This window comes from Clostridium chauvoei (genome assembly GCF_002327185.1).
Lineage (GTDB): Bacteria > Bacillota > Clostridia > Clostridiales > Clostridiaceae > Clostridium > Clostridium chauvoei.
This window is the reverse complement of record NZ_CP018624.1, coordinates 2049285-2065117: the sequence shown is the minus strand read 5'-3', so window position 1 is coordinate 2065117 and position 15833 is coordinate 2049285. Positions and strand designations below refer to the sequence as shown.

Annotated in this window: 10 protein-coding genes and 2 pseudogenes; 10 read left to right on the top strand and 2 right to left on the bottom strand. The window is 26.4% G+C overall.

Going from position 1 to position 15833, the window contains the following annotated elements:
* The first annotated feature begins 88 nt into the window (after positions 1 to 88).
* The 4 genes from BTM21_RS09675 to BTM21_RS09660 all read left to right on the top strand — a co-directional run bounded on the left by BTM21_RS09675 (position 89) and on the right by BTM21_RS09660 (position 3195).
* Positions 89 to 424 (top strand): PadR family transcriptional regulator, encoded by a 336-nt coding sequence (locus BTM21_RS09675; RefSeq protein ID WP_021874888.1) that lies wholly within the window; start codon positions 89 to 91, stop codon positions 422 to 424.
* On the top strand, positions 414 to 1079 hold the full coding sequence (locus BTM21_RS09670) for a hypothetical protein (RefSeq protein WP_079481124.1): 666 nt from the start codon (positions 414 to 416) through the stop codon (positions 1077 to 1079). The genes BTM21_RS09675 and BTM21_RS09670 overlap by 11 nt, the downstream gene beginning before the upstream one ends.
* A 126-nt stretch (positions 1080 to 1205) precedes the next feature.
* Entirely contained in the window at positions 1206 to 1682 is a 477-nt protein-coding gene (locus tag BTM21_RS09665; RefSeq protein WP_079481125.1) for a GNAT family N-acetyltransferase, read from the top strand.
* A 40-nt stretch (positions 1683 to 1722) separates the two neighbouring features.
* Positions 1723 to 3195 (top strand): WD40/YVTN/BNR-like repeat-containing protein, encoded by a 1473-nt coding sequence (locus tag BTM21_RS09660; RefSeq protein WP_021874891.1) that lies wholly within the window; start codon positions 1723 to 1725, stop codon positions 3193 to 3195.
* 46 nt (positions 3196 to 3241) lie between these two features.
* Here the strand turns inward: BTM21_RS09660 and BTM21_RS09655 are convergent.
* Both BTM21_RS09655 and BTM21_RS09650 read right to left on the bottom strand, forming a co-directional pair.
* Positions 3242 to 5041: pseudogene (locus BTM21_RS09655) on the bottom strand (heme NO-binding domain-containing protein).
* A 59-nt stretch (positions 5042 to 5100) separates the two neighbouring features.
* A complete protein-coding gene (locus BTM21_RS09650) occupies positions 5101 to 5838 on the bottom strand; it encodes a type II CAAX endopeptidase family protein (RefSeq protein ID WP_161493081.1) in 738 nt (245 codons plus the stop codon).
* Positions 5839 to 6072: 234 nt separating this feature from the next.
* Here BTM21_RS09650 and BTM21_RS09645 point away from each other — a divergent pair, with 234 nt between their 5' ends.
* The 6 genes and pseudogenes from BTM21_RS09645 to BTM21_RS09620 all read left to right on the top strand — a co-directional run bounded on the left by BTM21_RS09645 (position 6073) and on the right by BTM21_RS09620 (position 15784).
* Positions 6073 to 7119, top strand: coding sequence for an ABC transporter permease (locus BTM21_RS09645; RefSeq protein ID WP_021874894.1), 1047 nt, complete (start codon positions 6073 to 6075; stop codon positions 7117 to 7119).
* Positions 7120 to 8394, top strand: a complete 1275-nt coding sequence (locus tag BTM21_RS09640) for an ABC transporter permease family protein (RefSeq protein WP_021874895.1) — start codon at positions 7120 to 7122, stop codon at positions 8392 to 8394.
* Between the two features lie 64 nt (positions 8395 to 8458).
* Positions 8459 to 8875 (top strand): annotated as a pseudogene (locus BTM21_RS09635) (ABC transporter ATP-binding protein); the annotation flags it as partial.
* 580 nt (positions 8876 to 9455) lie between these two features.
* Entirely contained in the window at positions 9456 to 10493 is a 1038-nt protein-coding gene (locus BTM21_RS09630; protein ID WP_021874897.1) for an acyltransferase family protein, read from the top strand.
* Between the two features lie 172 nt (positions 10494 to 10665).
* Positions 10666 to 11118 carry a hypothetical protein gene (locus BTM21_RS09625; protein ID WP_021874898.1) on the top strand — a complete coding sequence of 151 codons (453 nt, stop codon included), beginning with the start codon at positions 10666 to 10668 and terminating at the stop codon, positions 11116 to 11118.
* 361 nt (positions 11119 to 11479) lie between these two features.
* Positions 11480 to 15784, top strand: coding sequence for a 2-hydroxyacyl-CoA dehydratase (locus tag BTM21_RS09620; RefSeq protein WP_079481127.1), 4305 nt, complete (start codon positions 11480 to 11482; stop codon positions 15782 to 15784).
* The last annotated feature ends 49 nt before the right edge of the window (positions 15785 to 15833 follow it).

The following is a 15833-nucleotide window of genomic DNA, read 5'->3' as shown; positions in this document are numbered from 1 at the left end:
TTTATGGTGTTAATTAATATTGACAAAAGATAGTATCTTGCAATACAATATATACTATATTGTAATACAAGATAGAAAGGAGAAATAAATGATACCATCACAAATGCTTAAGGGAATGTTAGAAGGATGTATTTTAGAGATTATTAATAAACAAGAAACCTATGCATATGAAATATCTAAAAAACTTAGTAAATATGGATTTGGTGAAATATCAGAAGGTACAATTTATCCTATAATATTAAGATTACAAAAAAATAACATGATAAGTGCAACCTTAAAAGAATCAAATAGTGGACCCAAAAGAAAATATTATAAACTTACTTTAATAGGTATAGAAGCATTAAACCAATTTAAAAACAATTGGATAGAGCTAGATAAAGCAGTAAATAAATTATTAGAAAAGGAGAATGAGAATGAAGAATAAATGTAGGGAATTACTTAAAAGTAATAACAAGAGAGAAAAAGAAATTTATAAAAATAATGAAAAAATCTATACCGATATGATAGTTTATCTTAGAGGATCAGATATGACAGAATATAATCAGGAGTTAGTACGTGAAGATTTAATTCAAATGATTATTGATGGACAGAATCGTGGAGATGATATACAAAAGGTTATTGGGGAAAACTATAAAGAAGTATGCGATGAAATTATAGAAACTATGCCTAAAAAAACAACATTTGAAAAGGTAATAGGGATTGTAGAAATGTCTACTTCTTCTATTTGGATATTAGGAATGGTTTATATTATTAGATTGGCAATAGGAAATTTCATAACACATAATGAAAGTTGGAATTTTAGTTTATCTATAGGGGATATTATTAATATTCTAATTGTAATTTCTTTAGCTAATATCTTTGTTAACTATATTTGTAAAACATCTCTTAATAATAAAAAGGAGAATAAGGTAGTTTCCTTTCTAAAAACCTGGGTTGTTTGTATGTTGATTTTAGGTATAATGGTGATATGTGCATATTATTTAAATTATACTATAGTAAATATTTCTATAATATCAGCAGTTATTATAGTAGCAGTAATATTTATTATAGATAGAGTATTAGCTAGATATGTTGCTTAAAATTAAATTGAGTGAAGGGGTTAGAGATACTTCTTCACCATTTTTATTATTATTGGTTAAAAGAGTATTCTTAAAAATTTCATAAGATTATTAAAGCAAAATATTTTAAGGGTGGAGAGAAATAAAATGAAATTAACGAATTTTACTGAATCACATGCAAAGGAAATTTGTAATTGGAAGTATGAAGAGGAATATCATGTTTATAACTATCCAGAATGGAATAAAGTCTGTCAGGAAAATTGGGCTATTACACTTAAAGAAAAACGAGAAAAAGAGTTTATTGCATTAATAGATGAATCTAATAATTTATGTGCTTATATAAGATTTCAAGATAAAAATGATTACATTTTAATTGGACTTGGTTTAAAGCCTTCTCTATGTGGAGCAGGTTTAGGAAAAAAGTTGATGAATATAGTAAAAAGTCAATCTAATAAGCTATATCCCAATAAAAAAATTATTTTAGAAGTACGTTCTTTTAATAAAAGAGCAATTAAATGTTATGAAAGAGCAGGATTTAAAATAAAAACAATATATAATAAAAATACAATTACAGGTTATGATGAGTTTGTTAAAATGGAATTTATAAAAGAAATTAAAGGATAATTTAATCTACAATAACTTCAAAAATAAAGGGGTGCAATAAATGTTTAAAAAGGGTATAAAGAAAGTATTTATTTCATTAATAACTAATCCAATACTAATAATTCTATATTGGCTATTTTGTTATGAGTTAACGTCATTAGCTAGGTATGGAAGAGTAGATAATAATATTCTTATAATATTAGGTTGTGTAGTATTTTCTATATTAATTATATTATTTACTACAATTAGAATTATAAGAAAAGTAAAGTTAGGAGAAGAAGACAATCCGATATATTCAAATTATAAAGGGGCTTGGATTGCTGTTTGTATTATAAGTATTATAGGAATAACATCTATTTATGGTAAAAAAGTTTATGATAGTGCTACAAATTATAGTGGTAAACTTTCATTTTTTATAGATGATGTTAAAAATGTAAAGTCAGTTAAGTTTGAGCATAACAACATATATAAAGACGGTGTAGAAGGAATTTTTTATGATATAAACGAAAAATATCCTCTGCCAAGTAAGTTATATATTAGTGAGAGATTCGATTTGAATTTTAAAAAGGATGGAACTATAACAAGTTTTTATACTTTTATTTATGGAAAAAATGATAAGGGAGAAGATGAAACTTTTTTAATTAACTATGATAAAAGTAAATCTAAAGATATTACAGTTGAATTTAATAGATATGCAGATGCTGACTATAATGAAGATAAGCTTTTAGAACCTTTATTAAGTATAGTTAAAGCTATTTCTCTTGAGAAAGCAGTAAGTGTATGGGATGAAAAAGAATATGGATTGCTTTATTTAGGAAAAAGAAATTGGGGACTTAATACAGATGGAATTATAAATATAAATGAAAAAGGTGAGAGAAAAGTAGTAGAAACTAATTCCCCTATAGTAGGTTATACTGTATCTATATTTGTTCCAGAAAAGGAAGATAAATATACTCCTCAAAGATATAACTTGAAAAATGATACTGAATGGAGTAAATCTAAAGAACTTCCAAAGGATGAGGAAAAATCAGTAGAAGAAGTTAAAGAAAATAATAATGAAAAATTCTATGTATCAGATGATGTTTATTATTTTTTACAAGTTACAGGTGCAGCAGCAGGTAGTAGATCCTATGCTTTAGTGAAAACTGTTGATGGTGGTGCAACTTGGGAAATTATAAATGAAGGGCCTTTTAAAGATTCACTTGGTGGAGCAGCAGGAATAACTTTTATTAATGATAAACTTGGATTTTTAGGGTTATCCCATGGTGGTGGTACTTATTCTAATTTATATCGTACAGAAGATGGAGGAGTATCCTATGAAAAAATAGAATTTCCTTTAAAAGAAGTAGTTTTAGATAATGGGGAAAGTATAAATCCTTTTGACTTTCCTGATATGCCTTATGAAGAAAATGGAGTTTTAAACATGTTAGTTGGTCAAGGAGCAGATGGTGACTATAATGTTAACTCAAAGGCTCTTTATCAATCAAAAGATAATGGAGCTACTTGGGAGTTTATAAAAGAAATAAAGGGGTGACATAATATCACCCCTTCAGACTGCTGACAAAGTGTTAGCAGTCTTTTTATATTTTATATTTTTCTAAGTCTTTTTTTAAAATTTCAGTAATTCCTTTAAAGTCAGAGATATTTTCCATAAGCTTTTTAATTTCATTTGTATATGTTGTTACACTTGCACTTACTTACTCAGAAGATGCTGAATTTTCTTCAGCTATAGTTGATAAGGCTTCTATATTTTTATAAGCCATTGAAATTGAATCAGCTTCTTTATTCAATTTTTCTATAGTTTCTATCATAGATGTAGCTACTTTTTGTATTGAACTATTAGCTTCAAAGCTTATATTTCTAACAACTCCTAAGCTAGCAGTTTCTTGTTCTAATAAATTATATTGAACTTCAATTTGTTCTACTAAGGTTTTAATTTCATCTCTAAATTGTTTAAGATTTGAATTTACTTCCTTAACTGCATCTTTAGATTGTTCTGAAAGTTTCTTAATAGAATCAGCAACTACAACAAAGCCTCTTCCTTGTTCACCAGCTCTAGCAGCTTCAATAGATGCATTCAGAGCTAAAAGGTTAGTTTGATCTGATATTCCGGATACTATAGAAACTATATTTGTTATATCTTTAGCTCTATTTTCAAGATGAGTTCCTTTTACTTTAACATCATTGAATTTATCTAAAGATATTGAAATATTTTTACTTGCGTTATCTATTTCTTCATAGCTATTATTTATTTTTTCCATAGCAGTTTCTAATTGTATTTTATTGCTATTTTCATTTTCAACAATATTTTTTAATGCACCAATATTTCCATTAAGGGATTGAACGGCATCATCTGTATTGTTAGCTTGGACAATTGCATTATCTGCAACTTGTTCTACAATACCACTTATTTCACTAGAAGTAGTATCCATAGAGTTAGATATACAATTTATATTGTTTATAAAAGCATTCATTTCATCTGTAATACCTTTAAATCCAACAAAGTCAGCTTGAATAATATTTTTATGCTTCTTAATTGAATTATATATATCTTCAAAGAAATCATAAGTTTTAATTTCACCATCTATATGATACTTATTTTCTACTACATTATTAAGCTCTTCTTTTATTCTATTAATAGGAGCTAACATTAAAGATACACCTATAAAGGTTGCTATACCTGATAATGAACTTGCTATTAAAGATTTTAAAATATTATCAAGTCCCATAAGAGGGATTGTTACTATTAAAGATATTATGAAAGTAAATAAAGCTGCTTTAGCTCCAAAGTTTTTGATAAAGCCTAAAGACAGCAGTTTATTAAAGGAATACTTTTGGCTATAGTATATGTCCTTTTCAAATACAAGTTTTAAATCTAATGTAGTATTAGTTCTTGAAATTTCTTCTACTCTAATTTTTTCCTTGAAGTGAGCAAATACTCCATCTAATAAACCAAGGAAATAATCAAACATTCCTCTTGAAGAATTATATGTAAAAATAGCTTCTTTACTAGATATAGGGTTAATAGTTAATAGTGGTGGTTTAGCCCCTGCAAATTTCTTAGTCATAACTACATGTACATCAAACATTGATTTTAAAAATGAATATACATTTTCATGTTGAAAGAAAGCAGGATAATACTTATTAAAAGTTTTTATATTATCTTGTCCAATTTTTCTCCATAAAAGTTTAACATCCATATTTTGACTTGAGGCTATATGTTTTATAACAGTTTTTACTTTATCATCATCAACATTTTCAATTGGTGAAAAGATTTTATTTTGTTTCCATCCAACACGATTCATAGCTTCATTTACTGCTTTATCACCAAATAATTCTCTGTTGGTTTTCATCCAGGTTGCGACAACGGTACCCTTCATTAAATTTCCTCCTCTAAAGTATTTATTATCTAATCAATTAGATTTTCGGATAATAATAACTAATACTTAATAGAAGTAATCCATTTAATATATATTATTAGTAACAAGATAGAGATTAAAATACAAAAAATTGGGTTAATGTCAAAATCAAGGATATTTAAAATCATAACTATAAAATTATTAATAAAATGAAAGGAAATTGACATTGATAAGTTTTCTGTATAGTGATATACCAAACCTAAAACTATCCCAGAAATTGTAATGATTAATGCTTGAATTATATGTCCAGATAGGCCACCATGTAAAAATCCAAATAAAAAAGCTTGAATAAAGATAGCTAAAGAAAGTGGCATTATATTTTTTAACTTTGCAAAGATAATTCCTCTAAAAAATATCTCCTCACAGATAGGAGCTAAAATTAATATATGAAGTACGCTAAAAAAACATAAGTCCATATCATCAGAAATAGGTGAGGTAAAGATTTCATGTAATAAATTCCCTAAACCAATTTCAAAGAGAAGAATTATGACAGATAAAAATATTAGAGAGGGTAAGAGCTTAAAATTAACTTTACGTAATCTTAAAAACTCAATAGGTTTTTTCTTCTCTATTTTTAAAGCTAATAGAAAAAAGAAAGTTGATATTAAGAGAGCTAAAGAAAATCCAATATCATCATTAAAAGCTAATTTTTCTTGTAAAGCTATAGAAAATATTAAAGATGCAAAAAATATAAAGAAATATTTTAATAAATTTGTAGTACATTTGAAAATAGATTTAAAACAGAGATGTATATTCATTGTCATTACCTCCAGTTGCAACTTAAATTATTTAATTTATAGTGGATTTAGTAGTAGAAAAATATTTAATACATAACTACAGTTATAGTATTCTATCAAAAGTACATCTAGCTAAATAATAGCATAATATGGAATTGTTTGATATAATTATTTATATTAAATTAACATAATTTCAATAAAGAGGGATAACAAAAGTTAACTTAGAGATATTATTGTTATTTGGAGCGTGAATTAATGAAGAAACTTAAAAAACTAATTAAAAAATATTGGGTATTATTTAGTACATTTATTTTAATAAATGTATTTTTTATATCAGTAATAATAAATATACTAAGTTTTGAACAAGACATAAAAACAAAAAATTCATTAATAAGTAAAGATGCTAAAATAATATTATTTGAAACAGCAGAGGATATTAAAATTAATAATTTAATTAATACATTAAAAGATAAGAATGTTGTTTTAGAAGGTAAGGTACTTATAAATAATGATTATAAGGCAACTGAAATTATTGGTGTTTATTACAACTATAATATTGATAAGACTTATCCTTTAACAGAAGGAAGGATGTTTACTTTAGAGGAAATTAAGAGAGGAGAAAGAGTAGCATTAGTAGGGTATAAATTAAAAGATAACATACAAGATCAAAAGGTAAAAATACAAAATCAAGAGTATAAAGTAGTTGGTATTTTAGGTAATAAATCTACTAAAGGGTTGGGAGATAGTATTTATATAAATATGAATTCTCAAGATTTTAATTTAAATAGAAAAAGTATTACGATTGATGTATTAGATGGCTCTACAGCTTACACTGCGAAAAAAATATATGAACAATTAAATGAAAGAAACAAAGTAATTATGGAAATAAGTGAACCAATAGTTGAACCGCTAAATGAAGCTATTTCAAGCAATAGTATTTATTTAATAATGGGATTATTAGCAAGTATGTCTTTAATTTCTACTGTAATTAATATAAGTTCTTATTGGATTGAAAAAGAAAAAGTAATAATCGGTATTAAAAGCTTAGTTGGTGAAAGTAAATCAAGTATCTTTCTTAATTTATTTATAGAATACGAATTTGTAATTATAGCTTCAATTATTATAGCTTATTTAATATTTGGAATTTGTGGTGGTTTAAATTCTATTAATTTATTAATAGCTTTAAAGAGTTTACTTATAATTACATTAATAAATGTGATTGTAAGTATTACATGTATTATTCCTTCAGTTATTAAAATAAGTAAAATGAACATTAATTCTATTATTAAGGAGAATATTTAGATGGTTTTCAAGTTTTTATACGAAGGAATAAGTAAAAAAATTACTTTTTCATTATTAACTATTCTTCAATTTACAATAGCAATAGTATGTATATATGTTTCAATTCAATTTCTAAGTGATGCAAACAATTTAATTGAAAGTGTAAATAAGCAATTTGGTAATGATAAGTATTATAAGATGGATGAAAAGCTGGCAATAGAAAATATTAGAGGTGCGGATATAGAAAAAAATAAAAAGAATTTAAAGATTCTTCAGGATATAAATAATTACTTCAATGAAAATGAAGATATTGAATTTATGTCAGCAGTTAGAGAGGTTGTTTTTATAAAAAAAGAACAAGCTATTCCAGATACTGTGGTAACATATTCTACTGAAAATATTGATAGTACAGAATATATAAGAGTTCAGGGAATTTATTTGAATAAATTATTTTTAGAAAAGATGAATTATGATTTTATAGATGGAGGTTTTGATAATTTTAAGAGAGTAGATGAGGATAATATACCAATTGTTCTAGGGAACATATATAAGGATAAATATTCTGTTGGAGATAAAATAGAAACTATAACTACAGATAAAGATGGAGAATATAAACAAGTTAAGTTAGAAGTTATTGGAATACTAGCAGATAATAGTTATATAAATTTAGGAGGAATTCAATTTAACCAACAATCTTTAAAAAATGCTATATTAATTCCATTTAGAGAAGAATATATGATGCAACAAGGTAAAAATGATAGAGTTAAATTAATTCAAAGAGTAGAGCTTTTTAGTTATATGCAAGGAGGATATATAATCCTTAAAAATAATGAATCTATAGATAATATTAACGATTATTTATTTGAATCAGGATTGAAATTTCAAATAAATGATTTTAATAAATCTATACAAGAGTATAGAAAGGAAAGTAACGATACTATAAAACCTGCAATTTACGTATCTAGTATAGTAATATTATTCTCAACAATATCAGTGATTATAGTAATGATTAATACTATATATAAAGAAAGGAAAGAATATGGTATTAATATTATGATGGGAGCAACTATGAAAGACATTAGAAATAGAGTTTTAGGACAAGTATTTATTTTGTTGGGAATAAGTGGTTTAATATCATCTATTATATTAACTAACTTTACTATTTTTAGGTTTAATATTATTTATTTTATTTTAACCATAGGAGTATTAATTTTTATAACAATCATAATTTCTATAATAATTAGGATTAATCTAAATAAATACTCAATAAATGATTTAGTAAGGAGAAGTGAGTAATGGAAATAATAAAACTCGAGAATATATACAAAACATATGGAGTTAATGATGGAAAAGTAGAAACTTAAATATAGGTTTTGTGCTTCAATATTTTGGATTAATAAATAGCTATACTGTTTATGAGAATGTTGAATTACCATTAATATATAGTAAAAGAAAAAAGAAAAAAGAGTTGATATTAGATATATTGAAAAAATTAGATATTATAGAAAAAAAAGATAAACTTCCAAGAGAATTATCTGGGGGACAAAATCAAAGAGTTGCAATTGCTAGAGCATTAGTAAATAACCCCCAAATTATTTTGGCAGATGAACCAACAGGAGCACTTGATAAAGATACATCTCAACAAGTTATGGATATTTTGATTGAGCTTAATAAACAGGGAAAGACAGTAATTATTGTAACTCATGATGAAAATATTTCAAACCAATGCAATAAAATAATAAGAATAGAAGATGGATATATAAAAAGTATAGAATAAAATTTTTATATTTATTGTCATTTTTCTTTAGCTAAAATTTGCAAAGAATTTTTAGAGAAGCTTTTAGAGCTTGAAATTGAAAAAATTAAAATGCACAGGTGAAAATTATGAAAAATTACTATATAATTATATCATTATTTTGGGAAAAATATAAGTTTATAATTATAAAGTTAATGTGTAAATATTTACGGTTAAACTGAATTGTTAAAAATATACTGAAAATGTTAACAAAATGAAAATTTTAGTAAAAAAGAAGAAAAGCTGTTAATAAATGATATATAATAATATTGTGAATCTATCAATGTTAATAATATAAGTAAAAACGTACCGTGAGGAGTAGTGGCCTCGAAAAAATACACCTTTTAGGCTGGGTGTATTTTTTTTGTAAAAATTAGTTTTTATAGATTTGTTAAAATAAATATGTATTTTTTACTGGTTATGTTATTTGATATTTTCTAGACTTAAATTAAATAACAAATTATAAAAAATGGATAATATTTAACAAATATACTTTAATTGACATAAAACCTCGAATAATATAGTATTATATTGGAATAGGAAGAATTTTGGAGGTGACTATGTGAGTAAAAGAATAAAATGGATAGATATGGTTAAGGGTGTTGGTATGATATTAGTTATGTTTGCACATACACCATTACCAGAGCCAATTAGAAAATATATATATGCATTTCATATGCCATTATTTTTCTTCATATCTGGATATCTTTTAAACATAAGTAAGTATGATAGTTTCAAAAAGTTTTTTAAATCAAAATTTAAAAGTTTATTAATTCCGTATTTTATATTTAGCACAACTAATTATTTATTTGGAGCTATTGTTTTTAATGAATTTGCAGGGCAGAATTTAAATAGTGCGATGCAACCTTTATTAGGTATGTTTGTGGGGATAAGAGGAACAAAGTGGACTTTATGTAATGGAACACTATGGTTTGTTTTAGCTTTATTTATAGCTGAAATTGTATTTTATTTTACAGTTAAGTTATTTAAAAATAATAATAGAGATATAATAATTTCAATTATTATATGTGGAGTTATATCATATTTATATAATTTATTTGTAGGGGAAAGTCTTTTGTGGAGTATGGATGCAGCAATAACTGCAATAGTATTTCTTGGTTTAGGATATTTAACTAAGAAGACTAAATTAATAACTAAGATAAGCAAATTTCCTATAATAATTATATTACTAATTATAAATTTACTTGCAGGTAGTATAAATACTAATATTGATATTTCTAATGGTAAGTATGGAAGCTTTATTTTGTTTTATATAGCTGCAATTAGTGGTATATTTGCAACGATAATAATAATAAAGAATTTACCTAATAGTAAATTTATTAGCTTTATAGGTAAAAATTCCTTTGTTTATCTTGCAATACATCAATATGTTATTTTTGGTTTTTTAAAACGCAATATGAGTAGTGCTGTATTTGAATCACAATTTATATTAGATAAGCTTATGGTTTCTTTTTATTTTGTAATAATAGCATGTATTGTAATATTACCAATAGTTAAAATTATAAATAGATGGTTACCATTTATACTAGGTAGAAAAAAGCAGAATAAAAAGAATAATTTTGATTTTATTTTAGAATAAAAAAATGAATTTTATAGTAAATAGATGAAAAAGAGAGTATGAATTTATAACTTGTAGAAAAAGAAGTTGTATAGACAAGAGTATCTGTTTACAAATAATAATATTTATAGTAAAATAATGTAAAATATTTATTTACATTTATTGGGGATTAAACGGGGATGGGAATGGATATATGAGAAAAAACATTAAAATTATTACTTTAATTTCTATTATAACAACTACAGTAGTTTCGTTATTAGGTTGTTTTGATTCATTTAAAGAAGAAATGGGTTATGCTTCTATTGTAAATTCAAATTGGGATATAGTATTACCATGTGATTATGAAGAAATTTATTCTTTTAATAGTAAATCTAAATTTTGGTCTTATGGTAAAAAATATCATATATTTGAATACAGAAATATTGATAAACTTTATTCAATTTTAGATTGGAAAGATGGGGAAAATCAAGAACTTGAAGATAAAATAATAGAAACATTAAAAGATTTGGGAATTTCAAAGGAATATTTCCCTAAGTTTAATAGTAAGTATAAATATTATATAAAGGAGAATATGGATTCTTCAAAATTATATGTAGTATTTATTCCTTACTGTAAAATATTAATAATTATGGAGAATCTAATATAACATAGCATAAGGATGTCTTTGGACATCCTTTTAATTTGCAATAATATAATTTTATTAATAAGTTATAATTTATGAAGTTTATTAATAAAATATATAGGAGAGGGGAATAAGTTGAATTTCCCAGGAAATATGAATAAAAAAGCAGAACTTTTGTTAATAAGGAAAAGTTCTGTTTATTTTTTAAGCAAAAATGGCTTAATGCGTTTAAATATGGAGAAAAGCGTTAATTGACCATAATTATTTGTTAAATTATAATGACATAATAGGGAAAATTAACAAAAAATTCATTTTTTACTTGGTTTAGGGTTGAGAATAAGGATTTACGAATTATGGAGGACAACTAAGCAGGGGGAGAAGAATAATGAAAAATTATAAGATTGGACTGGATATAGGATCTACGACAGTAAAAGTAGCAGTGCTTAATAATAAAAATGAGATAGTATATAGTAAATATAGAAGACATTTTTCAGATATAAGAAGTACAATTATTGCTCTAATAAGAGACTGCTATGAGGGGGTGGGTGATATTCCCTGTAAAATAACTGTAACAGGCTCAGGAGGACTTTCAGTATCTAAATGGCTTAAAGTTAATTTTGTACAGGAGATAATTGCGTGTACTAAAACTGTAGAAGAAATTATTCCACAAACTGATGTTGTAATAGAGCTTGGTGGAGAAGACGCTAAAATAACATATTTTAAAGGTGAAGTTGAGCAAAGAATGAATGGTAGTTGTGCAGGTGGTACAGGTGCATTTATTGACCAGATGGCAGTCTTATTAAATACAGATGCAGCAGGACTTAATGAATTTGCAAAAGGATATGAAGTTATTTATCCAATAGCATCAAGATGTGGTGTTTTTGCAAAAACAGATGTACAACCTTTAATAAATGAAGGTGCTAGAAGAGAAGATATAGCAGCATCAATATTTCAAGCAGTAGTTAATCAAACAATTGGAGGACTAGCTTGTGGGAAGCCTATAAGAGGGAATGTAGCCTTTTTAGGAGGCCCTTTGTATTTTTTATCAGAACTTAGAAAGAGATTTATTGAGACTTTAGCTTTAAAAGATGAGGAAGCAATTATACCAGATAACTCCCAGCTTTTTGTTGCAGTAGGTGCAGCTTTATTATCAGAAGACCAAGACCTTACTTCTCTTAAATTTATATTTGAAAAAGTAAAGAAAATAGCTAATATAAAAGATAAAGTAGAAGAAAGATTAGAGCCTCTATTTAAAAATGAGGATGAATATAAGATATTTAAAGAAAGACATAATAAGTCTGTAGTTAAAAAGAGTGATTTAAAAAATTATAAAGGAAAGGCTTATTTAGGAATAGATGCAGGTTCAACAACTACTAAAGTGGTACTTATTAATGAAGCTTGTGAACTTTTATATTCCTTTTATGAAAGCAATGAAGGGAATCCTTTAGATAAAGTTGTTGGAATTTTAAAGGATTTATATGATAAGCTTCCAAAGGAAGTTGAGGTAGTTAATTCTTGTGTTACTGGATATGGGGAAGCCTTAATAAAGTCAGCACTTCATGTAGATATTGGAGAAATAGAAACCATAGCTCATTATAAGGCAGCAGACTATTTCTTACCAGGAGTAGATTTTATTCTAGATATTGGTGGACAAGATATGAAATGTCTAAAAATAAAAAATGGAGCAATAGATAGCATATTATTAAATGAGGCATGTTCAGCAGGATGTGGTTCTTTTATTGAAAGTTTTAGTAAGTCTTTAGATATGAAAGTAGAAGATTTTGCAAAGGAAGCTTTATTTTCAAAATCACCAGTTGACCTTGGGTCAAGATGTACTGTATTTATGAACTCCAGAGTTAAGCAATCTCAAAAGGAAGGAGCAGAGGTTTCAGATATTTCTGCAGGACTTTCTTATTCAGTAATAAAAAATGCTTTATTTAAGGTGATAAAGCTAAGAGATGAAAAAGATATTGGTAAAAAGGTAATAGTACAAGGTGGAACTTTTTATAATGAAGCAGTTCTTAGAAGCTTTGAGCTTATTTCTAAAAGAGAGGCTGTAAGACCAGATATTGCAGGGCTTATGGGTGCCTTTGGATGTGCTATTATAGCAAAGGAAAGATGTAAAGATAAATGCAGAAGAACATCTTTATTACCTAAAGATATAATAGATACTTTTAAAATGTCATCTTCCTTTAAAAGATGTGGAAAGTGTGGTAATAACTGTCTTTTAACTGTGAATAAATTTACAAATGGGGAGGAATTTATTTCAGGGAATAGATGTGAAAGAGGCTTAGGCATAGAAAATTCTAAAAAGGAAGAGATGCCTAATTTATATAAATATAAGTATAAAAGAACTTTTAATTATAAGCCTATTGAAGAAAAGATAGCTAAAAGAGGGGTAATTGGAATTCCTAGAGTTCTTAATATATATGAGAATTATCCATTTTGGTTTACTATTTTAACAAACTTAGGGTTTAGTGTTAAGTTATCAAGTAATTCAAGTAAGAAGCTTTATGAAGCTGGTATAGAGACTATTCCTTCAGAATCGGCTTGTTATCCAGCAAAGCTTAGTCATGGTCATATAATGAATCTTATAAATAGAGGAATAAAAACAATATTTTATCCTTGTGTGTCCTACGAAAAAAGAGAATTTAAGGATTCAAATAATCATTTTAACTGTCCCATAGTAACTTCTTATCCAGAGGTTATTAGAAATAATGTAGATGCTTTAAAGGAAAAGAAAATTAATTTCATTGAAGGTTTCTTTTCTTTAGAGGATGAAAAAGGTCTACCAAAGAGAATAGTAGATGAATTTAAAGATTTTAATATAACCTTAGAAGAAGCTAAGAAAGCAGTTGCTTTAGGCTTTTTAGAGAGAGAAAATTATAAAAAGGATATACAAAAAGCTGGAGAAGAAGTACTAGATTATTTAAAAAAGAATAATAAAAGAGGAATAGTTTTATGTGGAAGACCATATCACATAGATCCAGAGATAAATCATGGTATTCCAGATATTATAACTTCTTATGGAATGGCAGTTTTAACAGAGGATTCAGTATCTCATTTAGGTAAACTTCAAGAGAAGCTAAGAGTTGTAGATCAATGGATGTATCATTCAAGGCTATATAGAGCAGCAAGTTTTATAGCAAATGAGCCTAATATTGATATCATTCAGCTTAACTCTTTTGGCTGTGGTTTAGATGCAGTAACTACAGATCAAGTAAATGAGATAATTTCATCTAAAGGGAAAATATATACAGCTTTAAAAATAGATGAAGGTAATAATTTAGGAGCAGCTAAAATAAGAATAAGATCCTTAAAGGCAGCTGTAGAGGAAAGAATAAGAAAAGATTATAAACAAGTTACATCAAGTATGGCTTACAATAATCCTGTATTTACAAAGGAAATGAAAAAGAAGCATACTATTTTATGTCCTCAAATGTCACCAATACATTTTAATCTACTTCAAACAGCAATAGGTACAGCTGGATATAATTTAGAAGTATTAAGTACAACTAATAGTAAAGCTGTAGATGAGGGATTAAAATATGTTAATAATGATGCTTGCTACCCATCCATAATAGTAATAGGGCAAATTATTGAAGGGCTAAAAAGCGGAAAATATGATGTTAATAATACTTCAGTTATAATAACTCAAACTGGGGGAGGCTGTAGAGCAACAAATTATATTGGATTTTTAAAGATGGCTCTTAGACATGCAGGGTTTGAGCAGGTACCAATAATATCTTTAAATGCTGTAGGATTAGAAGGACAACCTGGTTTTAAGGTGAATTTAAAGTTTTTAAATAGAGCTTTAATGGCTTTAATTTATGGAGATTTATTTATGAGAGTTGTTTATAGAACAAGACCTTATGAGAAGGTACAAGGGGCTGTAAATAAACTTTATAATAATTGGAATGAAAAAGCTAAGAGGAATTTAATTAATGGAAGTAAGAAAGAGTTTAAGAATAATTTAACATCTATTATTAAAGAATTTGATAATATAGAATTAGTAGATATAAATAAGCCTAAGGTTGGAGTGGTTGGAGAAATATTAGTAAAATTCCATCCAACTGCTAATAATAATATAGTAGGAACAATAGAAAGTGAAGGTGGAGAGGCTGTAGTGCCAGACCTTACAGATTTCTTGCTTTATTGTTGTTATAACTCAAGGTTTAAGGCTGATTATTTAGGCAAGAGTAAAGTAACTAAAAGGTTAGCAGAATTTGCAATTAATTATATTGAAAGATATAGATTTGTTATGAAAAGAGAGTTAAGTAATAGTAAGAGATTTCATAGTCCAAAGGATATATATACTCTTGCTAATATGGCATCATCAATTCTTTCTCTTGGAAATCAAACAGGAGAAGGTTGGTTTTTAACATCAGAAATGATAGAGCTTATTGAAAGCGGAACAACTAATATAACTTGTTTACAACCTTTTGCATGTTTACCAAACCATGTAACAGGCAAAGGGATGATTAAGGCGTTAAAAGAGAAATATCCAAAGGCAAACATAGTAGCAATAGATTATGATCCAGGAGTGTCAACTGTTAATCAGTTAAATAGAATTAAGCTTATGATGTCAGTAGCCTTTAAGAATTTAGGTGAAGTGAAAAAAGAGGCTAAAGTTAAAGGGGATATAAAGGCAAAAGAAGCTTGTATAGATGAAATGTTTATTCAATCATAATTTGAGATAGCTTCCTTTAGTTAAAGGTTGATATAACAAAAAAGGCTGT

What these genes read in the sequence shown, in the direction of transcription:
- BTM21_RS09650 (WP_161493081.1), bottom strand. Translation starts at nt 5,838, where the DNA reads ATGAATATACATCTCTGTTTTAAATCTATTTTCAAATGTACTACAAAT.
- BTM21_RS09625 (WP_021874898.1), top strand. Translation starts at nt 10,666, where the DNA reads ATGAGAAAAAACATTAAAATTATTACTTTAATTTCTATTATAACAACT.
- BTM21_RS09645 (WP_021874894.1), top strand. Translation starts at nt 6,073, where the DNA reads ATGAAGAAACTTAAAAAACTAATTAAAAAATATTGGGTATTATTTAGT.
- BTM21_RS09675 (WP_021874888.1), top strand. Translation starts at nt 89, where the DNA reads ATGATACCATCACAAATGCTTAAGGGAATGTTAGAAGGATGTATTTTA.
- BTM21_RS09670 (WP_079481124.1), top strand. Translation starts at nt 414, where the DNA reads ATGAAGAATAAATGTAGGGAATTACTTAAAAGTAATAACAAGAGAGAA.
- BTM21_RS09640 (WP_021874895.1), top strand. Translation starts at nt 7,120, where the DNA reads ATGGTTTTCAAGTTTTTATACGAAGGAATAAGTAAAAAAATTACTTTT.
- BTM21_RS09620 (WP_079481127.1), top strand. Translation starts at nt 11,480, where the DNA reads ATGAAAAATTATAAGATTGGACTGGATATAGGATCTACGACAGTAAAA.
- BTM21_RS09665 (WP_079481125.1), top strand. Translation starts at nt 1,206, where the DNA reads ATGAAATTAACGAATTTTACTGAATCACATGCAAAGGAAATTTGTAAT.
- BTM21_RS09660 (WP_021874891.1), top strand. Translation starts at nt 1,723, where the DNA reads ATGTTTAAAAAGGGTATAAAGAAAGTATTTATTTCATTAATAACTAAT.